The organism is Pseudotenacibaculum sp. MALMAid0570 (assembly GCF_040151415.1).
GTDB lineage: Bacteria > Bacteroidota > Bacteroidia > Flavobacteriales > Flavobacteriaceae > Polaribacter.
Window position 1 is genome coordinate 318,306 of the sequence record NZ_JBDKWF010000046.1, and the last position, 21,654, is coordinate 339,959.

Consider the following 21,654-nt stretch of genomic DNA (forward strand, 5'->3'; position numbering starts at 1 on the left):
TTGTTACCGCTTTTTGAAAAGAGGTATCTTTTAGCTATGTAGAAAGGAAAACTCAATCAGATATGAATAACAATTATTAAAAGAGTAAATATACCAATGTATTATACTTCGCAGAAAGTTTCAAAGTTAAAAATTGAAATAAAAACAAAACCTAATGAAATAAATCTAGAGTGCAAACTCTATCTCTTTTGTCTTTTTGGAAGTAAATCGGGATTTTGAATAGGGTTTTCGTCTTCTCCTTTTAAGGATTTATCAATCTCTTCAATGTAGTCTAGAGAATCATCTCCGAAAAATAAAAGCTCAGGCATTCTACGCAACTGATTTCTTGTTCTTTTTGCCAGCTCATGTCGAATTAAAGGAGCGTTAGATTTAACTCCTTCAACAATTTCGTCTCTTTTTTCAGAGGGGAATATGCTTAAGTAAACTTTTGCAACACCAAGATCAGGTGTGACAGAAACTTTAGAAACAGAGATAATAACTCCTTGCATTCCATCTTGAGCTGCTTTTTGTAAAACATCTACTAAATCTTTCTGTAAAACACTTGCTATTTTGCGCTGTCTGTTGGTTTCTTCCATGCTGCAAATTTACGCAAATTTATGGAGTATATATTTTATTTTTTATTGCATACATAACCAATCCTACTCTATTCTTTACATTCAGTTTTGTAAACAATACATCTCTATAACCATCTATAGTTTTAGGACTTAAACACATTCTATCGGCTATTTCTTTATAAGTAAGTTCTGTACAAGCCAATTTCATAAACGTTATCTCGTTTTCTTTAAACTCTATATTTCTTTTGCTCTTACCAGAAATAGATTGCAACAAAAGATTGGTAACATTCTTGGTGTGAAAGAATCCGTTCTCTACTACTTCTATCAAAGCGTGTTCTAGCACTCTTTTTTCGGTATCTTTTAATAAATACCCTATCGCTCCTGCTTTTAACATTTTTAAAATTGTAGTATCGGCATCTTCTACTGATAATGCCATAACATTAACCGTTGGGTGGTTTTTATTAATCCACTCGGTAGTTTCAATTCCATTCATAATGGGCATATTAATATCCATTAAAACCACATTAGGAACATTGGCTGGGATTTCGGAAAATTTCTCGATCAATTCTTTTCCATTTTTACATGTATAGAGAACTTTGAATTTATCAAAGGTATCTACCATAGCTCCAATTGCCTGCGAGAGTAGTGTATGATCATCCACTATGACTACTGAATATTTCATTCTTTATGATAATAATTTATACTTAGTTGAGTTCCTTCATTAGGAACCGACTTCAATTTTACTTTTGCTCCAATTAGGTTTGCTCTATTCTCTATGTTTTTCAGTCCTAATCCAGCTTCTTTGGTTTCTTCTTTATTAAAACCAATACCATTGTCTTTTGCTATAATTTCTAGCTCATCTTCTTTGTAATTCAATTCAACTTTTAATGCAGTTGCCTTAGAATGTTTAATTGTATTTGAGAAGAATTCTTGTAGTACTCTAAAAATAATAATACTTGTCTTCTCATTAATTTTTCTTTCATTTCCACAAACTTTTAAGCTCGCTTCTATAAAATTTAATCGATTAAAACGATCTATTTCTAATTGAATAGCATCTTTTAGTTGGATGTTTTTAATGAACTCAGGATTAATCAACTTAGACAAAGCCCTGAGTTCATTTAAACTTTTGGTAATAATTTCTGAAACCTCTTCTATATTTTCTCCTGAACTGTTCTGTAACTGAATTTTAGCCAACGTTAACGATTGGCCGATATTATCATGTAACTCCCAACTGATATTTCGTAAGGTTTCTTCTCTAATTTCTATTTGAGTCTCAGCAATTTCACTTTCAAATTTCTTTTTTGCCTCTTTCTGTTGTTCTAAAAGTTTATTTTTTCTTCCTTGAAAAACAGAAAACAAGACTACAACAAAAATGTTAATCAATACAATAACAACTGTAGATACAATTATAACCTCATCTCTTAATATTTCGCCATTTAAAATTATGTCTCTTCCTTGCTCCATAAAAGTCCGAATATAAAACAACTATGCATGATATAAATAATAATCATTTGAACAGAAAATAAATTTCTATTAGTTAAACTCTCTCTAATAAATTGAAATGGCACCGAAGAGAGATAAAAAATTATAAATCCCGCTGTGATCCAAAAAGGTAAATGCCTTTTATAGTTTAATATCTTGTCTGAAGTTAAAAGTTCTCTTAGATAAGCAATAAAGAAAACACTTACTACTAAAGATAATATTGTAATTGTATAACTCTGTAAAGGTTTATAGATGAAACTAACAATATAAATCACATTGAATATCACGTTTAAAAACTTAATTAAATGTATTGTCTTTCTTTCTTTTATTAGACTCAAATACATTAACGTGACTAGATTGAATTCTAAGAACGTATAAATATTATAGACTTCAAAACTATATTCTTCAATAACTTTTAAATAATACAATCCTATTAATTCAACTAGTACAGTTACGTATATAAAACAAAGGAAATAAAAGCTAAATCGTGATTTGTAATACTTGTATCTAAATGTTATAACAAATAATGTAATTATTTGAAATAAGATAGCTACATAGTATAAAATTTCAGTCAGTTCCATAGGCTAAATATATTTTATAAAGGAGGGCTAATGCCCGCTCTATTTGCTCCAGAGCTTAATCCTTCTCCTCCACCGCTTTGTTTCCCCATTCTCATTTCATTTGAATTCCCCATTTTCATTTGTCCATCATATGACCACATATAACCATATTGCATTAACATTTCAGCCAAAGTTTTTGGAGTTCCTTTCTCTGAGTTTAATGGGTCAAAAGAAACATTTTCTCTTCCATCTATTTCTGTTGTTGGCATTAGAATTAAAGTTTGGTAATTTCTCTTAATTGAATCGTGATGATTATCTGGATACGCTGCAGAAATAATATTGATTCCTGTTAATTTAATCTTTTTCTCTTTAGATAGTTTTTCTACATACGCCAAATACGCTTTTAAATCTTCTATTTTGAAAAAGTTTACTCTTGTATCTTCTTTACCATGAGCTGCTTGAAGTGCTCCTTTTTTTGTTTGATCATATTGATTTAACATACTCACCAATTCATTATACGTTAAGGCAATGTCGGGTCTACCTTGATATTTATAACAGTATTTCCCTTTCTTTTCATGATTTTCATGATTTTCATGCTTGTTATTATCTTCCTTCTTACAACCTACGGTAAGAAATAAAGCAAAAAAAGCTGAAACATACATAAGTTTGACGATTGATTTCATTGTGTTCGGTTTTTAAAGTTATCACTCCGAAATTACCGTTTTCATTCTTATTTATAACAATATTCTCTATGAGTCATCCATTTTGGAGGAAAAACCCAAATTGAATAGGTGATTTTCCTGTACATAGTTGATGCTTTTCACTAAGTCCTTTTTCCTTTAATTTATAGATGTATCTTTGAACCATGGAGAAAATTGAACACATCGGAATTGCTGTTAAAAGCCTTGATGATTCCAATAAATTGTTTGCTGCTCTTTTTGGCAAACCTCATTATAAAATAGAAGAAGTAGAAAGTGAAGGTGTGAGAACTTCATTTTTTGAATCTGGTCCTAATAAGATAGAGCTTTTAGAAGCCACGAACCCTGATAGCCCTATTGCTAAATTTATCACTAAAAAAGGAGAGGGAATTCACCATATTGCTTTTGCTGTTTCAGACATAGTTTCTGAAATTGATCGTTTAAAAAAAGAAGGATTTATTGTGTTGAATGAAACACCAAAGAAAGGAGCAGACAATAAACTTGTTGCTTTTTTACATCCAAAATCTACCAATGGCGTCTTAATAGAATTATGTCAAGAAATTGAGTAATTTTTAACAAAAGTGTTGCCTCTTAATTTTTGTATCTTGCGGGCAGCTATCTAATTTTCATGTATGTCATCTAAATTTGATTCTTATCAAAAAAGGCGTTTAAGATCGTCTTACTTCTCTGTAGTAATTAGCATTGCATTGGTGTTATTTATGGCAGGTGTTTTAGGATTGATTCTTTTGAAATCGGGTAGTTTAGCAAATCAGTTGAAAGAGGAAGTTGCTGTGACGCTTTATTTGAAAGATGATGTTTCAAAAGAACAGATTGAAAATCTAAGAGAATCTTTGCTAAAAGAAGATTTTACACGTCAAATTGTTTTTATTTCTAAAGAGGAAGCTGCTAAATTTTACAGCAAGGATTTAGGTGAAGATTTTGTAAGCTACCTAGGAACTAATCCGCTTAAAAATAGTATTGACATTTATTTGAAGGCTGATTTTGTTGCTCCAGAAAAAGTAAAAGAGATCTCGGATAGATTTCAGAAAAATGCTTTTGTTTTTGAAGTTTCATACGATGATATTCTTGTAAACTCTTTGACAAAAAATATTCGGAAAATAAGTTTTTGGTTGCTTATCGCTTGTGCTTTCTTTGGGTTAATCGCAATTTTGCTAATTAATAGCTCTATTAGATTATCAATCTATTCAAAAAGATTTAATATAAAAACCATGCAAATGGTTGGAGCCACAAAAAGCTTTATTAGAAGGCCTTTTATTTGGGATGGCATACGATTAGGAATGTTAGGTGCGTTATTAGCTTTAGGAGGATTAGCTGTTGCCATCTATTTTATAGATCAGAAGATTTCCTCTTTACAATTATTAACTGATTATCTAACTTTAACATATTTAGGTTTAGGTGTTGTTGCTGTTGCTTTTATAATTACTTGGTTAAGTACTTTTTTTGCAACACAACGTTTTCTAAACTTACAAACAGACGAATTATACTATTAACGATATGAGTACAGAAGATAAAAATTCCAAACCTCAATTTCTTTTTGGAAAAAGAAATTACCTTTTCATGTTTATTGGCTTAGCATTTATTGCTATTGGATTTATCTTAATGGCTGGTGGCGGAAGTGATGATCCTGCTATTTTTAATAAGGACATCTACAACTTTCAACGAATTCGATTGGCTCCAACATTAATTATTATTGGATTAGGGATTGAGATTTACGCCATCATGTTGAATCCTAAAAAATAAGAATGAATTCAATTGAAGCAACAGTTCTTGGAATCATTCAAGGACTCACAGAATTCTTACCTGTTTCTTCTAGCGGTCATTTAGAATTAGCTAAAACTATTTTAGGAAGTAACTCTATTCCTAAAGAAAGTCTAGCTTTTACCATCGTATTGCATTTTGCTACCGCTTTAAGTACAATTGTTGTTTTTAGAAAAGAGGTTTTTCAAATATTTAAAGGGTTGTTCCAATTCAAATGGAATGAAGAAACTCAGTTTTCTTTAAAGATTATTGTTTCAATGATTCCAACTGTTTTTATCGGTTTGTATTTTGAAGAAGAACTTGCTACTCTATTCGGAGGCCAAATCTTATTAGTTGGGTTTATGCTTTTTATTACTGCACTACTTCTTTTATTAGCTGATAAAGCAAAAGACACAACAAAAAATGTTTCTTTTTTAAACTCTCTAATTATTGGTATTTCTCAAGCCATAGCCGTTCTTCCTGGGATTTCTAGATCTGGAGCTACAATATCTACTTCTGTTTTGTTGGGAGTTGATAGAGCAAAAGCTGCTCGTTTTTCTTTTTTAATGGTTGTACCTCTTATTGTTGGAAAGATGATTAAAGATATTTCTGGAGGGGATCTTAATTTTGCTTCCTCAGAAGCTCTTCCTTTAACCGTTGGCTTTTTTGCTGCATTTATTTCTGGAATTGTTGCCTGTAAGTGGATGATTGCCTTAGTGAAAAGAAGTAAACTTATTTACTTCTCTATATACTGTGCAATTGTTGGTTTAATTGCTATTATTTATTCTTTATTGTAATGAACGTTGAAGAATTTACTGAAGGAAAAGTATTACTAATAGACAAACCTTTGGAATGGACTTCCTTTCAAGCCGTTAATAAAATAAGGTGGCATATTAAAAAGAAGTTCGGATTGAAAAAAATCAAAGTGGGTCATGCAGGAACATTAGATCCATTAGCAACAGGGTTACTGATTCTTTGTGTTGGGAAGGAAACTAAAAACATTTCTACATATCAGGGACAGGTAAAAGAATACACTGGAACTTTTACTATTGGCGCAACCACTCCTAGTTTTGATTTGGAAACAGAAGTCGATCAAACTTTTCCAACAGATCACATTGATGAAAATCTTTTATATGAGTCTACAAAAAAATTTATTGGTGAAATAGATCAAAAACCACCTATTTTTTCTGCAATTAAAAAAGATGGGAAACGCTTATACGAATTGGCAAGAAAAGGTCAAACAACAGAAATTAAATCCAGAAAAGTTACCATTTCTGAGTTTGAAATCACAAAAGTAGAATTGCCTAATGTAAACTTTAGAGTTGTTTGCAGTAAAGGAACTTATATCAGATCCTTGGCAAATGACTATGGAACGACTTTAAATTCTGGTGCACATTTATCTGTTTTAAGAAGAACTAGAATTGGTAATTTTAGGGTTGAAGATGCAAATTCTATCGAAGAGTTTACTCAAAAATTAGAAATGGAATAGTTTTTGTCTTATAGGGCAAAACTCATTCTATGAAGAAAATATTACTTTTCGTTTTTGCGCTTTTTATTTTTCACAACTTCTCTGCTCAAGAGAAAAATAGCCATCCTTTTTTTACAGGCTCGTTTAAACTTACCTTAGCTGTAAATGAAAACTTTACTCTTGATCCTGACGATGATGAAACCTTTTTAAAACCTACAGCTACTTTTTTTAGATTTGGTGTTGGATATCAATTTGGAAAGCGATTTTCATTAAGTCTAAACGCTGGATACGACCATCATTTTCCTTACGCCATTAATGCATTTCCTACCTATGTAACCGCTAGATATAATTTATGGGGAGACATTGAACGCTCATTCTTCACACAATTTAGTAGAGGAAAAATGTGGCGTCCTTCTTCTCGTTTTGAAGATGGAGATTATTATAATTTTGGTATTGGTTGGCAATTATTTGCTGACAGTAGATGGAAACCTGTGATCAAGCTGCTTTACCATAACAAAAAAATTCGCGGCTTTGAAGACAGTGGAAACCTTGAAAGCATTTCTGTAGGAATTGGATTTCGTTTTCTGTAGTTCTTATTCTTATAAAAATCTATTATACCAACTTTCGGTAATGGGAACTTCCCAAAAATTTTCTAATTCTTCTTTTGTTTGAATTAAATTATCAAAGACAACTGTTTTAGCTGAAACCGATTTGTTTTTAAGTAACTTTTTAAATTCTTTGACTTCTTTGTACTGTACAAACTCGCCTTGCTTGAAACAAACATTCATTCGATCTAAAAGTTCTACTTCATATTCTGTTTGAAGTTTTAAAATAAATCCGACCAATTCATCAATATGTTTGTTTGTGAGTTCTCCACATTCATCTTCTGCTAAAATGATGATAAATCTATTGTACAAAAACTGGTACGATGCCTGAAAATCTTTGTCTTCGCTTTTCCATTCATTTACAAAGTTTTTAATCTTATTCTCTAAGGTTTCAAGTTCTTCTTTGTAGAATTTTCTACTTGAAGGATAAATCCAAACTTTAGCAGATTCATCAAGAGATTCATAAGGTGCATACATATCGCAAATATACATAAACAAAAAACCCTTAAGTTAATCTTAAGGGTTCAAATTGTACTTAATTCATTTTTAAATTCTAAAGCAATTTCAACATATCTTCTTGAGTATTCTTTCCTTTGTCTTTATTATACCAAACCTGAAGATCTTTTTTAAACTCATCATCTAGCTTCCCTTTTTGTTCCTTATAATCTTCAACCATTTTAGTTGGAATAGAAGGCCTAGGTCCCCAAGAATTAACAACCTCATTATTTTGATCTAAGGCAATCAACTTAGGAATTGATTTCCCTCCATTGGTCAAAAACTGATTCATCAAATCTTCATTTTCGTCTCGTAGAACAATTTTGAGGTCTATTTGGCTACTCTCGTTCGCAATTTTATTGATTATAGGTAATGTTTGTGCCGCATCACCACACCAACCTTCTGTTAATACCAACCAAGTAACTGGTTGTTTTAGCTCTTTAGCTGTAGCTATAGTTTCTTGGGAAAGTTGAATCGTTTTGTCTAGTCGTTTCATCCTTCTGTCGTTTAACATACTATAATTTAAAAGAGATTCTGACTGAGTAGCACCCGTAGACTTTCCCTCTTGTAAAAGATCACTGACAAGCTTTCTATACTGGTCATATGAAATTCCTTTTTGTAAACTATTTTCTATTATTTTTTTCATCTAAAAATTCTCCTTTCGCAATTTTAGACGTAGCTTAAAAAGTAAACTTACACAGTTTTTAATTCCTGATTTTTTTGAGCTTGTAGATTCTTAATGATATCTTTAGACATAGATGATAAGTCATGTTTATGAGCCCATTTCCAGTCTAATCTTGCTTGAGAATCATCTATGGTTTGAGGCCAACTATCTGCAATTTCTTGTCTAGAATCTGGCTTATAAGTAATTGTAAATTGTGGGATGTGTTTTTTAATTTCATCAGACAATTCTTTTGGCGTAAAGTCTATTGCCGATAAATTATATGAGGTTCTAATTTTAATATCTTCAGAAGCAGCTTGCATGATTTGTATTGTAGCATCTACTGCATCCTCCATATACATCATAGGTAAGCGAGTGTTCTCATTTAAAAAACATTCATATTTTCCTTCTTCTATGGCTTTGAAGAAAATGTCAACTGCGTAATCTGTAGTTCCTCCTCCAGGTTTTGTTTTCCAACTTATGATTCCTGGATATCGTAAACTTCTAACATCAACTCCGTATTTTTCATGGTAATAATTGCACCAAAACTCTCCAGAAATCTTACTGATTCCATAAACAGTGGACGGCTCCATAATTGTTTTTTGAGGTGTATTGTTTTTAGGTGTTGTTGTTCCAAAAACAGCTATCGAACTAGGCCAGTAAACTTTATCTATATATTTTTCTTTTGCTAAATCTAGTACTGCCAAGAGTGAAGTCATATTTAAATCCCACGCTTTTTGAGGATACTTTTCTCCTGTTGCAGATAGCATTGCTGCCAACAAATAGATTTGAGTGATATTGTACTTTTTTACAATTTCTAAAATGGCTTCTTTATTGGTAGCATCTACAATTTCAAATGGCCCTTCTAATTGTTTATGGAAATTGCTTTCTCTTATATCAGATGCAATTACGTTCGCATCTCCATAAATTGATCTAAGTTTTACAGTTAACTCTCCACCTATTTGTCCTCCTGCACCTAATATTAATATGGTCTCACTCATTCCAAAATTGTGTTTTTCTCAATTTCAAAGGTACTTAATTTCGCTTTTCATAAAAAGAGATTAAATAAAAAACATTTTATTTCATTATTTGTAAAAACCTTGTTAAATCTTATTCCAGTTCGTTAACGTTGATTCTCAATGAAATTGCGTATTTTTAGCTCCTAATTTTTGAATATGAGATATCTATTTGTGTTGTTTATTTTTGTGTCTTTTTTTTCTTGTCAGGGAAAAAAGCAAGAAGGTGATGTAGCTGTAGAAAAATCAGAGTTTAGTATTCCTCAGAAACATAAAAAAACACAAAGTTTACATTCAAAGACATTAAAAGAGATTGATAATTGGCAAGAGTATGAAGCAGTAAAAGATTTTTTAGAAAAGTTTCATTCAATATCTCCAAATGAAGCCTTAAATAATTCAAAAGAGTTAAATGATCTTGTTAAGAGTTTTCGCGATAGTATTAAACCTTCTTTTTTAGAGTCTCCAGCTTTTAATGCTAGAGTTAGTTTACTTCACAATGAAACTCTAAGAATGTATGATATGTCTTCTATTTCGTCTATTAAAGTAAATGAAGTAAATCTTCAAGTAGATAAAGTCTTAGATGCTTTTTCTTCGATAAATTCTAAGATGAATACGATCATAAAACAAATTGAATTAGATAAGGATGTAAATGATCCTAAGTTTAACAAATCATTAAAAAAGGTTGATACAGTTCCTCTTCAGACTAAAGAAAAGACGTTAAAAAAACAACCTATGTTAAAAGTAGATAAGAAGTTAAAAGAGAAATCTCTTCCACTTAAAAAAACTAAAAAAGATGGTTTTAAAAAAAGCAACTAAGGTTATTTTATTAGTAATATTCACTGTCGTAATTTCATGCAACAGTAAGGATTCTCATAAAGAGACTATTGAAAAAGAAGCAATTATTAATAACGCAGATGCTTTTTTAACTCAATGGCACATGGCTGCTTCGGAGGCAAATTTCGATGGTTACTTTAACAAGATGGATAGCATCTCTATTTTTATTGGCACAGACGCTTCTGAAAATTGGAATAAAAAAGAATTTGTTGGTTTTAGTAAACCATATTTTGATAGAGGAAAGGCTTGGAGTTTTAAAGCGATAGATAGAAATATCTATACAAATGAAGATGGTTCTTTTATTTGGTTTGATGAACTTTTATCAACATGGATGGGGCTTTGTAGAGGCTCTGGAGTTCTAGAGAATAAAAACAATCAACTTACCTTAAAACATTATGTTTTATCTGTAACCGTTCCTAATGATGATATTCAAAAATTGATTGAGATTAAAAAAGAAAAGGATTCTATATTAGAACAATCTTTTATTAAATAATTTCTTTAATTACTTGTTGTATTAAGTCAGATTCATATCCTTTTCTATATAAGAATTGGTAAAGCTTTTGCTTCTTTAGATATTCATTCTTCTCATTTATAGATTTTAATTTTATCTCAGCAATTTTTTCTAATGTAGTTAGGTATTCCTTCTCTTCGATTTCTTTAAGTGCCGAATTGATATTATATGTAGTAATCTTCCTGAATTTTAACTCTTGAATAATTCTTTTTCTTCCCCATTTTTTTATTCTAAACTTTCCTCTAGCAAAGCTCTTAGCATAACGCTCTTCATTTAAGAAGTCGTGCTGCATTAAGTGCAAAAGTATGAGTTCTCTAGCTTCAGGAATTAAGCGAAACTCAGAAAGCTTTTTCTCAACTTCTTGATGACATCGATCTTGATAAACGCAGAAATATTCTAACTTCTTTTTTATTTCATCTACTGTAAATACTTTTTGAGTCATGATGCTAAAATAAAAAAAGGGTTGAGAAAATTCTCAACCCTTTCAATTTAAAAATAGGGGGACAGTTATGCCATTTTTATTCTAAGCCACATTTTAAACTTCGTAATTAAGAAGAATAAAATTGGCACTACTATTAAGGTTAAGAATGTAGCTATAAACAATCCGTATATTACTGTCCATGCTAATGGACCCCAGAAGATTACGTTATCTCCTCCAACATAAATATGAGCATTAAACTCACTAACTAATGTAAAGAAGTTGATGTTTAATCCTGTTGCTAAAGGAATCAACCCTAAAATCGTGGTAATTGCCGTTAACAATACTGGACGTAAACGAGCTTTTCCTCCTTTAATGATTGCTTCACTTAAAGTATTTACATCAACATAATCGTTTTCATCAACATTGTTCTCTACCTTTTTTCTATCAATTAACAATTGAGTATAATCTAATAGTACAACTCCATTGTTCACTACAATTCCGGCTAATGAGATAATACCCATCATAGTCATCATAATTACAAAAGGTTTTCCAGTTATAATTATACCGCCAAATACACCAATCAAACTCAAGAAGATTGCTAGCATAATAATTCCAGGTTTGGAAATAGAGTTGAATTGAAAAATTAAGATAAAGAAGATTAATGCCAATCCAGTGAAAAATGCGCCCATTAAAAATGCTTGCTGTTTATCTTGTTCTTCTATTTCTCCTGTATAATCTACTTTTACTGTTTTCGGTTTGTTAGGAAATGTTTCCATTTCTCTTTTGATCTGGTCAACAATCACTTTAGCATTTCCTCCTGGAGCCAAAGCAGAATACAACAAGGCAACTCTTTTTACACCATCGTGTTTGATAGAATTAAATCCTGATGTGTTTTTTTGTTTTGCAACTGCTGATACTGGAATTTCTTTAACCTGACCTGATGCTTGATCTCTAAAAATAATTTTCTGATCAAAAATTGCGCTGGTATTATATTTATCCTCTTTATTGAAGCGAACATAGATATCGTAATCATCACCATCTTCTTTGTAAATTCCGGCTTTTGCGCCAAATACAGCATTACGTAATTGTTGTCCTACTTGACCAGTGCTTACACCTAATTCTCCAGCTTTTTTACGATCAACTTCTACCAACATAGAAGGTTTTGCCTTGTTTACATCAATCTTTAACTCATCTATTCCTTTGATATTTTTAGAGTTGATAAAATCACGCATTTCTTGAGCTGTCTTAATTAGCTCATTGTAATCTTTTCCTTCTAATTGGATACTAATTGGGTATCCTGCTGGTGGCCCAACCGCATCTTTTTCTACAGAAATAGAAACCCCAGGGTATATATCTTTTAAAGCTTCTTGAACTTTAGCCTGTAACTCTTTTGATTTTGCACCTCTTCTAAATTTAAACTCACGCATGGTAGCAGTAATCTTTCCTTTATGAGGCATCTCAGCAGCAGAACCTCCATCCGTTTGAGGGTTTCCAGCACCTGCTCCTACTTGAGAAACTGCGCTTTCTACTAAGAAATTATAATCTCCATCTACGTATGCTTCATCATTTAGTACAGCATATACTCTATTTTCTATTTGAGTTGTAATCTCATTTGTTTTTTCAATATCAGTTCCTTCAGGATATTCGACATAAACAATGATCTGATTGGGTTCGTTATCAGGGAAGAATTCTACTTTCGTTCTTTCTGCTTTCATTGACTCGCCGAACCCCCATCCAGCAGATATTAAAAGCAAAAATGTTCCTAGTACAATAAAATATGGTCTCCAGCCTTTTAAAGCTACACTTATTGCTTTTTCATAAAAACGCTCCCATCTTGGTAAGATTTTATTTTGGAATCCGTTTGCCATAGGTCTTAATGCTAAACGATATATCCAAAGCATGATTGCCGTAAATAGCATAATGGTTCCCAAAGCACGGTAACTTCCTCCAAATATGAGAATGATTAATCCAAATGCAATTAAAATAACAGAGATAGCTATAATTCTTTTGAGCGGCATATCTTTATCTTCCGTTGTCATAAACTGTGACACCATTACTGAGTTAAAGAAGATTGCCACAAAGAGTGAAGATCCTAATACAACCGATAAGGTTACAGGGAAATAAATCATAAACTGCCCCATTACACCAGGCCAAAGTCCTAATGGAACAAAGGCTGCTACTGTAGTTGCTGTTGAAATTATGATAGGAAATGCAATTTCTCCAATTCCTTTTTTGGCTGCTTGAATCCTTGTCATTCCTTCTTCATCCATCAAGCGGTAGACATTTTCTACAACCACAATTCCGTTATCTACTAACATTCCGAGTCCCATGATTAATCCGAATAGAATCATCGTATTCATGGTATACCCCATTGCGTTTAAGATCATCAAAGACATGAACATCGACATTGGAATTGCAAATCCAACAAACAATGCGTTCTTAAATCCTAAGAAGAACATTAATACAGTTACTACTAAAATAACTCCAAAAATGATGTTGTTTACAAGATCATCAACCTGACCAATGGTTTTAGAAGATTGATCGTTAGAAATGGTTACTTTTAAATTGGCTGGAAACACATTTTCTTTGGTTTCCTTTACAATTTTTTGAATTTGCTCAGCTGCCCTAACCATATTCTTTCCTGCTCTCTTCTTCACATCAAGCATTACAACTGGAGTTCCTTTCTTAAGCTCAGAATCAAACTCACGTGCGTAAGTAGTTTTTTCTTTATCTTTAAATGTAACTTCTGCAACATCTCTAAGGTAGATTGCTTTTCCTTTTTCAGTTTTTACAACGAAGCTTTCTAACTGACTAGGCTTATCAATTTCTCCGATAATCCTTATCGTTCTACGTTGTCCGCTGGCAATTAAATTTCCTGCAGACATGGTAGCGTTTCCGTTTTGGATAGCTGTTGTAATGTCATTAAAACTAACTTTAGCAGCCATCATCTTATAAACATCAACAGCTACTTCAACTTCTTTATCTTGGGCACCACGGATATCTACTTTCTTGATTTCAGATAAGTCTTCAATCTCATCTTGTAAGTATTCTCCGAATTCTTTTAGTTTATCAACGGGATAATCACCACTAATATTGATATTAAGAATTGGAATCTCTTCCGACATACTTAACTCAAAAATATTTGGGTCTACTTTAGCTCCATTAAATGTTGGCCAGTCTTCACCAGAAGTTTCCGAGTCTACTTCATCTTTTACTTTTTGTTTAGCTTCTTCTACAGTTGTTTTTTCATCAAACTCAACAATAATCATCGAGTAATCTTCTTGAGATGTAGAAGTAATATCTACCACTCCGCTTAGCGTCTTTAATTTATCTTCTAAGGGATCTGTAATTAACTTCTCTACATCTTCTGCTGTATTTCCTGGATATAAAGAACTGATGTAAATCTTTGTCTCTTTAATTTCAGGGAAGTTTTCTCTTGGCATGCTTAAAAAAGCTGATAATCCCAAGAAAAAGATCAGTACCATGAGTACATAGATTGTTGTCTTGTTGTTAATTGCCCAAGACGACAGTCCAAATTCTTTATCTACTTTTTTCTGTTGATCTGTCATGGTTTATTACTTTTTTTCTTCGGTATCAATTTTTACCTCTTGCTTGTTTTTTACACTACGTGCGCCTGCATCAATAATGTTGTCTCCAACATTGATTCCTTCTAAAACCTCAATGTTATCTCCTTGTGTTTTTCCAACCTTAATGATTTTTTGAACAGCAGTACCGTAAGTAGCATCATTCTTTTTATTCTGATTTGTTACCGCATATACATATTGCTGACCACTTGCATTTTCTGAGATAATACTTAACGGAATTAGAATTGCATTCTTATTTGTGTAGTCATTAATTTTTAACCTTGCAGTTAAATTTGGTTTTACATTTTTACTTCCGCTTGGTACAGGGATTTCAACTCTAAATGTTCTATTTGCTGGATTGATAAAATTTCCTGCTTGACGAATTTTAGAATCAATAGTGGTTCCTAAAATTGGGAAATTGATTACTACTTGTTTTCCTTTTGTTACATTTTTGATATAGGTTTCTGGAACATCAGTTTCTATAAACATGTTGTTTAAGTTTACAATTCTGAAAACTTCAGCTCCTTGTCCTGGCGCTACAATCGTTCCTTCATCTTTAATGACCTCATCAATTACACCATTAAATGGTGCTGTAATCTTAGATTTATCTAGTTGTTTTTTCAGTTGCTCAACTGAATTCTTTTTAGCTAAATAATCTGTTTTAGATTGTAAATATTGAATTTCAGAACCAATCTTTTGGTCCCACAATCTTTTTTGGCGTTCGTAAGTTGTTTTTGCCAACTCTGCTGTTGCTTCGGCTTGAGCCAATTGTTGCTGCATTCCACCATCATCTATAGTTGCAAGTAATTGCCCTTTAACTACTTTTTGACCTTCAGTTACATATACTTTTTCTAGCAATCCTGCCATTTCAGGATAAATTAAAACGTTTTGTCTTGTTTTTACATTTCCTTGCAATTCTAGGTAATGTGTAAATAGACTTTCTTTTGCTGAAAAGGTAGTAATTAGAGGAATATTCTTGTCTGGATTTAATTCATCTAGTCTCTCATTTAATTGCTTAATCTTAGCAGCAATCTTTTGTTGTTCTTCATCTAACTCAGATTTCTTTTGCTGAATTACTTTGGTGTCTTTAGATTTTAAAACTTCGTCTAAAGAACCTGTTTCTTTTTTCCCACATGAAACTAATACTAGTGTCATGATAAATATTGAATAGATCTTTCTCATTGGATGGTTATTTTACTGGGATGTTTAATGCGTTTTCTAATGCCGCTTTTTTAGCGATCACATCTAACATTGATTGAATGAATGTTTGTTGTTGACTATATAATTGATTTTGAGCTTGAGTGAGATCAAAGCTTGTAGACAATCCTTCAAAGAACTTGATACGTTGTTTTTTCTCAATTCTTTCTGCTAAATTCAAATTCTTTTTAGCTGTTTGATAATCTTCAATACTTAATTGATAATCACTTTTGGCTTTCTTAACTTGGAGCGCTAATTTTTCTTCTGTTTCTTTTAATCTAATATCAGCAATCTCAAGATTAATTTTAGCTCTTTGAGTTTTTGCTTTTCTTCCTAAACTACTAAAGATGGGAACTTTTAAACTTACACCTAATAGTGAATAATTAAACCATTCTTGATCTCCTTTTAAGAAAGAAAATGTGTCTGAATTGGCTTGACTTCCATAATTTACAAAGGCATTTAATGTTGGCAAGGCTTTACTTTGCTCTAACTTCATTAGCAATCTTTTAGATTCTCTATCATTCTCTGCAATCTTGTAATCTATGTGATTGTTTAAGTTGAAAGATTGACTAATTAATCCTAAATCTATGTTGGATTCAGTTAGTGAATCTAAACTATCTGTTAATGTAAGAACAGTATTAATATCGTTACCTAATGTAATATTTAGCATTTCATAGGCAATGTCTTTCAATCTTTTAACACTATTCAATTGACTTTTAATCGTCCCTAAAGTAATTTCTAGTTGTTCTACATCTTCCTCTTCATTTAATCCATTTTCATAGATTTTTTTTGCATCACTTAAATTCTTTTCTAAAATCTTCTTATTATTTTCTAAGATTTCTATGCTTTTTTCAGAAATTAAAACATTTCCATAAGCATTAATAACTGCTTCTCTTGTAAGCAATTCTGTTTTCTCTTTAGCTTGTTGCGAAATCTTCAAAAATGTTCTTGCAGATTGCAATCCTACTAAATAAGATCCATCAAAAATTAATTGCCTTAATGTAACTGCTGCGTTTACATTTTGTTTAGTTCCAAATCTTAAGGGAATAAAACCTTCTGGTGCTACTGGACTTCCAGTTCTTGTAATTCCAAAATATTGTTCTACAGTTTCTACGACTGAGGTAGAGTTATCAAATGCTGCAGCTGGCAATAAAGAAACTTGTTGTTTGAGCCAATTTTGATAATCTACAGTTGCTTCAACTTGTGGTAACCCCATCGTGGTGGTTTCCCATTTTTGTTGCTTAGCCGACTCTATATCTTTTTGAGCGACTTTGTTATCATAGCTGTTTTTAATAGCAAAATCTATAGCTTCTTGTAAAGAGAAAGTCATAGAAGACTCTTGAGCCTCTACAGATATTCCTAAAAAAATAGCAGTAATAATTACTAAATACTTTTTCATTGATTAATTGTATAATTGGTTTTCTAATTCTTGTATTCCTTTTTGTGTACAAATACCTCTCAAATGATACTCTAAATAGTAATTCATTAAGGTATTCATTGAATATTCTTGAAGAGGGAATAAGTCTTTATCTTTAATTCCCACCATACCATTAAAGTAAATTCTAGCGATAAAGTCTAAATCTATATTTTCTCTATAAAGTTTTTGCTCTATTCCTCTTCCTAGATTCTCTTTAATAGATTCCTGCATAACCTCAAACTGCTTTTGTTTAAGAGTTAAGTAAATCTTGGGATAATATTTTTGGAGTTGATATTGAGGCGATGATTTTTCATCTTTTAAATGATGTAACACAAACTTTTTAATCTCAAACAATTCGATAATTGGGTTTTGTTCTTGTTCATGAATCATATCAATTCCACAACAAATTGTATCAAATAAATAAGATGTTACCGCTTCAATTAGTTCTGTTTTGTTGCTAAAATGAATATAAATTGTCTTCTTAGAAACCCCAGAACTACTAGCAATATCATCCATAGTAACACTCTTAAATCCTAGATTTAAGAACATTTCAGCAGCATTATGTAGTATTTTTTCTCTCATAAAAACGTTGCAAATTTACAACAGGAAACTTTAGAAACCAAAAAAGTTTCCAAAGTATTAATGAATTTTTAACATTCTTAACTAAATGTCAAAATCCAAACATGTATTTTTACCAAAATTTTATAAGGCCTTGGATTTAACATCGTATCAAAAAGAATTTTTAGATTATTTAGAAAACATTAATTGGGTCAAAGAGCCAAAAAATCTCTATCAGCCAATAGATTATATTCTTCAATTATCTGGGAAGCGTATTCGTCCAATCTTGACTCTTATGGCTGCTGATATTTTATCTAATGGTTACAAACAAGCTATGCCTGCAGCGCTTGCCGTAGAAGTATTTCACAACTTTACATTAGTTCATGATGATATTATGGATGACGCTCCTTTAAGAAGAGGTAAAGAAACGGTTCATGAAAAATGGGATTTAAATACTGGTATTCTTTCTGGAGATGCCATGTTGATTTTAGCTTACCAATATTTTGAAAATTATGAGCCCGTAGTTTTTCAAAAACTAGCAAAGCTTTTTAGTAAAACAGCTCTTGAAGTTTGTGACGGACAACAATTGGATATTGATTTTGAGACTAGAAACGATGTTACTATTGATGAATACATTAATATGATTCGTTTAAAAACTTCTGTTTTGGTTGCTGCAGCTCTTAAAATGGGAGCAATAGTAGCAAATGCTTCTGATGAAGATTCAGACTTACTTTATGAATATGGTTTGAATCTTGGATTAGCTTTTCAATTACAGGATGATTATTTAGACACTTTTGGAAATCCAGAAACTTTTGGAAAGCAAGTAGGAGGTGATATTATAGAAAACAAAAAAACATTCTTATACTTAAAATCTCTTGAGCTATCAAACAAAGAAGATCAGCAAAAACTTCAAACTCTTTATCAGCAAAAACTTGAGGATAATACATTAAAAATAAGCGAAGTAAAAAGAATCTTTGAACGTTATGATATTCCTACAATTATCAAAAAACTAATCTCTGACTATACCATAGCTTCTTTTTCTTCGTTAGACAAAATGAATATTAGCAAAGAAAACAAAGAGAAGTTGAAAAACTTTGGGTCTTTTTTAATGGCGAGAAACAAATAATTTATTTTTAGAATAGCTATTTAAATATCTAAAAAGTTGTTACATTTGCCAACTGTTAGTCGGGACCCATAGCTCAGCTGGTTAGAGCACCTGACTCATAATCAGGGGGTCGAAGGTTCGAGCCCTTCTGGGTCCACTAATTTTTTGTTTGATGATGTAGATATAAAAGTTATATTTACACTTTAATAATAATTTCGAATTTTAATCTGGGGGGATATAAAATGAAGAAACGTAACCTAATTACTCTAGTAATAGTAGTATGCTGTTCCCTAATGGCGAATGGCCAAGCTGTTCCCCCGCCAATTCCACCTCCGCCTCCGCCGGGGTTACCAATTGATGGCGGAATTCTTTTTCTTCTAATTGCAGGTATTTTTTATGGCGTTAAGAAGACTAGAGACTAGTTTTTAAGCCCTTGTATCCTCGAAACATATTTTCCAATTACATCAAATTCTAAGTTAACAACTGCTCCTTTTTTTAAAGAATTAAAAGTTGTATGCTCCAAAGTGTAAGGAATTATAGCTACACTAAAACTGTTTTTTGTTGAGTTTACAATAGTTAAACTAACTCCATTTACAGTAATAGAACCTTTTTCTATTGTAATATTATTTAAACTACTATCGTATGAAAATGTAAAATAAGTACTTCCGTTAGCGTCTTTAATATCAATACATGTTCCTATTTGATCTACATGACCTTGAACTATATGTCCATCTAATCGATCACCCAATTTCATTCCTCTCTCTAAATTAACGTATTGCCCAACCTGAATTAAATCAAGGTTTGTTTTTTCTAAGGTCTCTTTAATAGCCGTTACAGTATATTCCGCTTCATCAATAGCTACCACTGTCAAACAAACTCCATTATGAGAAACACTTTGATCAATTTTAAGTTCATTAGTAAAACTACTCTCTATTGTTAAATGAAGATTCTCTTGATCCTTTTCAACCTTTTTAACCAAACCTAATGTCTCAATAATTCCAGTAAACATGTATATAAAATTAGTTACTTTTGCTATGTGCAAAAATAGAAATATTAAAGTTGACATATGAACAAAGCTGAGAAAATAGTTGTAGGAATTTCTATAGGAGATATAAATGGTGTAGGAATAGAAGTAATTCTAAAAACATTTGAAGACAAAAGAATGTTAGATTTTTGTACACCTGTTTTATTTGGCTCATCTAAAACAATCTCTTTTCATAAAAAAGCTCTTGGGATAGAAACCAATATTCATGGAATTCATTCTTTAGATTCTATTACACATGGTAAGATCAATTTACTGAATATCTGGAAAGAAGAAGTTTCGATTGAAATAGGAAAAGCAACAAAAACTGGAGGGAAGTATGCGTTTGAATCTTTAAATAAAGCTGTAAAAGCATTAAAAGATCAAAAAATTGATGTTTTATTAACTGCTCCAATTAATAAAGAAACTATACAATCTGACGAATTCTCGTTTTCAGGCCATACTGAGTTTTTAGAAAGTAATTTAGAAGGCAATAGTTTAATGATTTTAATGAACGACGCTCTCAAAATTGGCTTAGTCACAGGACATATTCCTGTAGCTAAAATTGCTGAAACTATTCAACCAGAGATTATTCAAAAGAAAGTAAAAATTCTACACCAATCTTTAATTCAAGATTTTGGCATCAACAAACCTAAAATTGCAATCCTAGGATTAAACCCACACTCTGGAGATAATGGTGTTATAGGAAAAGAGGAAGAAGAAATTATCAAACCAACCATTCAAAAAATAAAAGAGTCTGGCATGTTGGTTTTTGGACCTTATGCTGCTGACGGCTTTTTTGGTTCTGAAACCTATAAACAATTTGATGCTGTATTAGCTATGTATCACGATCAAGGCCTAGCTCCCTTTAAAGCCTTATCTTTTGGCAATGGCGTAAACTACACTGCCGGATTAGAAAGAATAAGAACTTCTCCAGATCACGGAACTGCTTTTGACATTGCCGGAAAGGGGAAAGCAAATCCAGATTCTTTCAAAGAAGCGCTTTTTACATCCATCAAAGTTTTTCAAAACAGAAAACAACATAAAGAACTTACTCAAAATGTTTTAACTCCTAAATCATAAGATAGTTTTTATATTATTTATTGATTGTTTATTGAAACATTTTATTATCTTTGCACGCTCAAATTCATTCATTTATAATGAGAGACTTGAAAGAATTCAATATTCCTTTTATAGGGTTAAAACAAGGAAGTCATTTATTTGAATACGAAATTGACAATAAGTTCTTTGAGGCTTTTAATTTTGAAGAGTTTCACAACAGTAAAATAAACATCTCTTTAGACTTTGTAAAAAAGAGTAGCTTATTTGAATTAACGTTCTCTGCAAAGGGAGTTGTAAATGTAGATTGTGACACATCTTTAGAACCTTATGATCAAGAAATAGACGGAAGTTTTTCAATGATTGTAAAGTTCGGCTCAGAATACAATGATGATAATGATGAAATTTTAATCATTCCTCATGAAGATTATCAGATCAATGTTGGTCAGTTTATATATGAACTAATTATTTTATCTGTTCCTTCAAAAAAAGTTCATCCAAAGGTATTGGATGGTACTATGGATTCTGAAGCTTTAAAAAAGTTAAAAGAACTTCAAATAGGAAATGAGAATCCTATAGAAAAGGAAGAGACAATAGACCCGAGATGGGATAAGTTAAAAGATTTAAGAATAACAGAAAAAAACACATAA

General features: G+C 31.6%; 25 protein-coding genes and 1 tRNA gene. 13 read left to right on the plus strand and 13 right to left on the minus strand.

Annotated elements, in window-relative coordinates; genetic code table 11:
* Positions 1 to 179: 179 nt before the first annotated feature.
* From rbfA to AAON49_RS06160, 4 genes are all read right to left on the minus strand, one after another.
* The gene (rbfA, locus tag AAON49_RS06145; RefSeq protein ID WP_349553408.1) at positions 180 to 575 is read right to left on the minus strand and encodes a 30S ribosome-binding factor RbfA; all 396 of its coding nucleotides are present in this window, start codon (positions 573 to 575) and stop codon (positions 180 to 182) included.
* Positions 576 to 594: 19 nt separating this feature from the next.
* Positions 595 to 1,236 (minus strand): response regulator transcription factor, encoded by a 642-nt coding sequence (locus tag AAON49_RS06150; RefSeq protein WP_349553410.1) that lies wholly within the window; start codon positions 1,234 to 1,236, stop codon positions 595 to 597.
* Complete coding sequence (locus AAON49_RS06155; protein WP_349553411.1) at positions 1,233 to 2,018, minus strand: sensor histidine kinase; 786 nt, start codon at positions 2,016 to 2,018, stop codon at positions 1,233 to 1,235. Before AAON49_RS06155 ends, AAON49_RS06150 begins: the two co-directional genes overlap by 4 nt.
* 613 nt (positions 2,019 to 2,631) lie before the next feature.
* The gene (locus AAON49_RS06160) at positions 2,632 to 3,279 is read right to left on the minus strand and encodes a hypothetical protein (protein WP_349553413.1); all 648 of its coding nucleotides are present in this window, start codon (positions 3,277 to 3,279) and stop codon (positions 2,632 to 2,634) included.
* 182 nt (positions 3,280 to 3,461) lie between these two features.
* Here AAON49_RS06160 and mce point away from each other — a divergent pair, with 182 nt between their 5' ends.
* The 6 genes from mce to AAON49_RS06190 all read left to right on the plus strand — a co-directional run bounded on the left by mce (position 3,462) and on the right by AAON49_RS06190 (position 7,110).
* Positions 3,462 to 3,863 carry a methylmalonyl-CoA epimerase gene (mce, locus tag AAON49_RS06165; protein ID WP_349553414.1) on the plus strand — a complete coding sequence of 134 codons (402 nt, stop codon included), beginning with the start codon at positions 3,462 to 3,464 and terminating at the stop codon, positions 3,861 to 3,863.
* A 63-nt stretch (positions 3,864 to 3,926) separates the two neighbouring features.
* Positions 3,927 to 4,805: a cell division protein FtsX gene (locus AAON49_RS06170; RefSeq protein WP_349553416.1), complete on the plus strand. Its 879-nt coding sequence runs from the start codon at positions 3,927 to 3,929 to the stop codon at positions 4,803 to 4,805.
* A 4-nt stretch (positions 4,806 to 4,809) separates the two neighbouring features.
* On the plus strand, positions 4,810 to 5,055 hold the full coding sequence (locus AAON49_RS06175) for a DUF3098 domain-containing protein (protein WP_349553418.1): 246 nt from the start codon (positions 4,810 to 4,812) through the stop codon (positions 5,053 to 5,055).
* Positions 5,056 to 5,057: 2 nt separating this feature from the next.
* Entirely contained in the window at positions 5,058 to 5,849 is a 792-nt protein-coding gene (locus AAON49_RS06180; RefSeq protein WP_349553420.1) for an undecaprenyl-diphosphate phosphatase, read from the plus strand.
* Positions 5,849 to 6,541 (plus strand): tRNA pseudouridine(55) synthase TruB, encoded by a 693-nt coding sequence (gene truB, locus AAON49_RS06185; protein WP_349553421.1) that lies wholly within the window; start codon positions 5,849 to 5,851, stop codon positions 6,539 to 6,541. Before AAON49_RS06180 ends, truB begins: the two co-directional genes overlap by 1 nt.
* Positions 6,542 to 6,570: 29 nt before the next feature.
* Positions 6,571 to 7,110 (plus strand): putative outer membrane beta-barrel protein, encoded by a 540-nt coding sequence (locus AAON49_RS06190; RefSeq protein WP_349553423.1) that lies wholly within the window; start codon positions 6,571 to 6,573, stop codon positions 7,108 to 7,110.
* A gap of 9 nt (positions 7,111 to 7,119) precedes the next feature.
* Here AAON49_RS06190 and AAON49_RS06195 read toward each other — a convergent pair whose 3' ends face one another.
* From AAON49_RS06195 to AAON49_RS06205, 3 genes are all read right to left on the minus strand, one after another.
* Positions 7,120 to 7,617 (minus strand): ABC transporter ATPase, encoded by a 498-nt coding sequence (locus tag AAON49_RS06195; protein ID WP_349553424.1) that lies wholly within the window; start codon positions 7,615 to 7,617, stop codon positions 7,120 to 7,122.
* Between the two features lie 61 nt (positions 7,618 to 7,678).
* The gene (locus AAON49_RS06200) at positions 7,679 to 8,266 is read right to left on the minus strand and encodes a thioredoxin family protein (RefSeq protein ID WP_349553426.1); all 588 of its coding nucleotides are present in this window, start codon (positions 8,264 to 8,266) and stop codon (positions 7,679 to 7,681) included.
* A gap of 47 nt (positions 8,267 to 8,313) precedes the next feature.
* Complete coding sequence (locus tag AAON49_RS06205; protein WP_349553427.1) at positions 8,314 to 9,282, minus strand: NAD-dependent epimerase/dehydratase family protein; 969 nt, start codon at positions 9,280 to 9,282, stop codon at positions 8,314 to 8,316.
* A 174-nt stretch (positions 9,283 to 9,456) separates the two neighbouring features.
* On the opposite strand from AAON49_RS06205, the gene AAON49_RS06210 reads away from it, so the two are divergent.
* Together AAON49_RS06210 and AAON49_RS06215 are read left to right on the plus strand one after the other, a co-directional pair.
* Positions 9,457 to 10,113: a hypothetical protein gene (locus AAON49_RS06210; RefSeq protein WP_349553429.1), complete on the plus strand. Its 657-nt coding sequence runs from the start codon at positions 9,457 to 9,459 to the stop codon at positions 10,111 to 10,113.
* Positions 10,091 to 10,624 carry a nuclear transport factor 2 family protein gene (locus AAON49_RS06215; RefSeq protein ID WP_349553431.1) on the plus strand — a complete coding sequence of 178 codons (534 nt, stop codon included), beginning with the start codon at positions 10,091 to 10,093 and terminating at the stop codon, positions 10,622 to 10,624. Before AAON49_RS06210 ends, AAON49_RS06215 begins: the two co-directional genes overlap by 23 nt.
* Here the strand turns inward: AAON49_RS06215 and AAON49_RS06220 are convergent.
* The 5 genes from AAON49_RS06220 to AAON49_RS06240 all read right to left on the minus strand — a co-directional run bounded on the left by AAON49_RS06220 (position 10,617) and on the right by AAON49_RS06240 (position 17,843).
* Positions 10,617 to 11,084 (minus strand): regulatory protein RecX, encoded by a 468-nt coding sequence (locus tag AAON49_RS06220; RefSeq protein WP_349553432.1) that lies wholly within the window; start codon positions 11,082 to 11,084, stop codon positions 10,617 to 10,619. The two genes, AAON49_RS06215 and AAON49_RS06220, sit on opposite strands and share 8 nt — an antisense overlap.
* Before the next feature lie 65 nt (positions 11,085 to 11,149).
* Complete coding sequence (locus AAON49_RS06225; RefSeq protein WP_349553433.1) at positions 11,150 to 14,632, minus strand: efflux RND transporter permease subunit; 3,483 nt, start codon at positions 14,630 to 14,632, stop codon at positions 11,150 to 11,152.
* A 6-nt stretch (positions 14,633 to 14,638) separates the two neighbouring features.
* On the minus strand, positions 14,639 to 15,829 hold the full coding sequence (locus AAON49_RS06230) for an efflux RND transporter periplasmic adaptor subunit (RefSeq protein ID WP_349553434.1): 1,191 nt from the start codon (positions 15,827 to 15,829) through the stop codon (positions 14,639 to 14,641).
* Between the two features lie 7 nt (positions 15,830 to 15,836).
* Positions 15,837 to 17,243, minus strand: a complete 1,407-nt coding sequence (locus AAON49_RS06235) for a TolC family protein (RefSeq protein ID WP_349553436.1) — start codon at positions 17,241 to 17,243, stop codon at positions 15,837 to 15,839.
* Between the two features lie 3 nt (positions 17,244 to 17,246).
* Positions 17,247 to 17,843 carry a TetR/AcrR family transcriptional regulator gene (locus AAON49_RS06240; RefSeq protein WP_349553438.1) on the minus strand — a complete coding sequence of 199 codons (597 nt, stop codon included), beginning with the start codon at positions 17,841 to 17,843 and terminating at the stop codon, positions 17,247 to 17,249.
* Between the two features lie 85 nt (positions 17,844 to 17,928).
* On the opposite strand from AAON49_RS06240, the gene AAON49_RS06245 reads away from it, so the two are divergent.
* The 3 genes from AAON49_RS06245 (at position 17,929) to AAON49_RS06255 (ending at position 19,346) form a co-directional block, all read left to right on the plus strand.
* Positions 17,929 to 18,945 carry a polyprenyl synthetase family protein gene (locus AAON49_RS06245; RefSeq protein ID WP_349553440.1) on the plus strand — a complete coding sequence of 339 codons (1,017 nt, stop codon included), beginning with the start codon at positions 17,929 to 17,931 and terminating at the stop codon, positions 18,943 to 18,945.
* A gap of 62 nt (positions 18,946 to 19,007) precedes the next feature.
* A tRNA-Ile gene (locus AAON49_RS06250) sits at positions 19,008 to 19,081 on the plus strand.
* 85 nt (positions 19,082 to 19,166) lie between these two features.
* The gene (locus AAON49_RS06255) at positions 19,167 to 19,346 is read left to right on the plus strand and encodes an Fjoh_0651 family PID-CTERM protein (RefSeq protein ID WP_349553442.1); all 180 of its coding nucleotides are present in this window, start codon (positions 19,167 to 19,169) and stop codon (positions 19,344 to 19,346) included.
* On the opposite strand, the gene AAON49_RS06260 is transcribed toward AAON49_RS06255, so the two are convergent.
* A complete protein-coding gene (locus AAON49_RS06260; RefSeq protein ID WP_349553483.1) occupies positions 19,343 to 19,933 on the minus strand; it encodes a riboflavin synthase in 591 nt (196 codons plus the stop codon). The genes AAON49_RS06255 and AAON49_RS06260 overlap by 4 nt on opposite strands.
* 57 nt (positions 19,934 to 19,990) lie before the next feature.
* On the opposite strand from AAON49_RS06260, the gene pdxA reads away from it, so the two are divergent.
* Together pdxA and AAON49_RS06270 are read left to right on the plus strand one after the other, a co-directional pair.
* Positions 19,991 to 21,028, plus strand: a complete 1,038-nt coding sequence (gene pdxA, locus AAON49_RS06265) for a 4-hydroxythreonine-4-phosphate dehydrogenase PdxA (RefSeq protein WP_349553443.1) — start codon at positions 19,991 to 19,993, stop codon at positions 21,026 to 21,028.
* Between the two features lie 77 nt (positions 21,029 to 21,105).
* On the plus strand, positions 21,106 to 21,654 hold the full coding sequence (locus AAON49_RS06270; RefSeq protein ID WP_349553445.1) for a YceD family protein: 549 nt from the start codon (positions 21,106 to 21,108) through the stop codon (positions 21,652 to 21,654).

What these genes read in the sequence shown, in the direction of transcription:
- AAON49_RS06150 (WP_349553410.1), bottom strand. Translation starts at nt 1,236, where the DNA reads ATGAAATATTCAGTAGTCATAGTGGATGATCATACACTACTCTCGCAG.
- AAON49_RS06180 (WP_349553420.1), top strand. Translation starts at nt 5,058, where the DNA reads ATGAATTCAATTGAAGCAACAGTTCTTGGAATCATTCAAGGACTCACA.
- AAON49_RS06270 (WP_349553445.1), top strand. Translation starts at nt 21,106, where the DNA reads ATGAGAGACTTGAAAGAATTCAATATTCCTTTTATAGGGTTAAAACAA.
- AAON49_RS06210 (WP_349553429.1), top strand. Translation starts at nt 9,457, where the DNA reads ATGAGATATCTATTTGTGTTGTTTATTTTTGTGTCTTTTTTTTCTTGT.
- AAON49_RS06170 (WP_349553416.1), top strand. Translation starts at nt 3,927, where the DNA reads ATGTCATCTAAATTTGATTCTTATCAAAAAAGGCGTTTAAGATCGTCT.
- rbfA (WP_349553408.1), bottom strand. Translation starts at nt 575, where the DNA reads ATGGAAGAAACCAACAGACAGCGCAAAATAGCAAGTGTTTTACAGAAA.
- AAON49_RS06255 (WP_349553442.1), top strand. Translation starts at nt 19,167, where the DNA reads ATGAAGAAACGTAACCTAATTACTCTAGTAATAGTAGTATGCTGTTCC.
- AAON49_RS06260 (WP_349553483.1), bottom strand. Translation starts at nt 19,933, where the DNA reads ATGTTTACTGGAATTATTGAGACATTAGGTTTGGTTAAAAAGGTTGAA.
- AAON49_RS06240 (WP_349553438.1), bottom strand. Translation starts at nt 17,843, where the DNA reads ATGAGAGAAAAAATACTACATAATGCTGCTGAAATGTTCTTAAATCTA.
- AAON49_RS06225 (WP_349553433.1), bottom strand. Translation starts at nt 14,632, where the DNA reads ATGACAGATCAACAGAAAAAAGTAGATAAAGAATTTGGACTGTCGTCT.
- AAON49_RS06175 (WP_349553418.1), top strand. Translation starts at nt 4,810, where the DNA reads ATGAGTACAGAAGATAAAAATTCCAAACCTCAATTTCTTTTTGGAAAA.
- AAON49_RS06205 (WP_349553427.1), bottom strand. Translation starts at nt 9,282, where the DNA reads ATGAGTGAGACCATATTAATATTAGGTGCAGGAGGACAAATAGGTGGA.
- truB (WP_349553421.1), top strand. Translation starts at nt 5,849, where the DNA reads ATGAACGTTGAAGAATTTACTGAAGGAAAAGTATTACTAATAGACAAA.
- AAON49_RS06235 (WP_349553436.1), bottom strand. Translation starts at nt 17,243, where the DNA reads ATGAAAAAGTATTTAGTAATTATTACTGCTATTTTTTTAGGAATATCT.
- mce (WP_349553414.1), top strand. Translation starts at nt 3,462, where the DNA reads ATGGAGAAAATTGAACACATCGGAATTGCTGTTAAAAGCCTTGATGAT.
- AAON49_RS06245 (WP_349553440.1), top strand. Translation starts at nt 17,929, where the DNA reads ATGTCAAAATCCAAACATGTATTTTTACCAAAATTTTATAAGGCCTTG.
- AAON49_RS06155 (WP_349553411.1), bottom strand. Translation starts at nt 2,018, where the DNA reads ATGGAGCAAGGAAGAGACATAATTTTAAATGGCGAAATATTAAGAGAT.
- AAON49_RS06215 (WP_349553431.1), top strand. Translation starts at nt 10,091, where the DNA reads ATGGTTTTAAAAAAAGCAACTAAGGTTATTTTATTAGTAATATTCACT.
- pdxA (WP_349553443.1), top strand. Translation starts at nt 19,991, where the DNA reads ATGAACAAAGCTGAGAAAATAGTTGTAGGAATTTCTATAGGAGATATA.
- AAON49_RS06220 (WP_349553432.1), bottom strand. Translation starts at nt 11,084, where the DNA reads ATGACTCAAAAAGTATTTACAGTAGATGAAATAAAAAAGAAGTTAGAA.
- AAON49_RS06160 (WP_349553413.1), bottom strand. Translation starts at nt 3,279, where the DNA reads ATGAAATCAATCGTCAAACTTATGTATGTTTCAGCTTTTTTTGCTTTA.
- AAON49_RS06200 (WP_349553426.1), bottom strand. Translation starts at nt 8,266, where the DNA reads ATGAAAAAAATAATAGAAAATAGTTTACAAAAAGGAATTTCATATGAC.
- AAON49_RS06230 (WP_349553434.1), bottom strand. Translation starts at nt 15,829, where the DNA reads ATGAGAAAGATCTATTCAATATTTATCATGACACTAGTATTAGTTTCA.
- AAON49_RS06190 (WP_349553423.1), top strand. Translation starts at nt 6,571, where the DNA reads ATGAAGAAAATATTACTTTTCGTTTTTGCGCTTTTTATTTTTCACAAC.
- AAON49_RS06195 (WP_349553424.1), bottom strand. Translation starts at nt 7,617, where the DNA reads ATGTATATTTGCGATATGTATGCACCTTATGAATCTCTTGATGAATCT.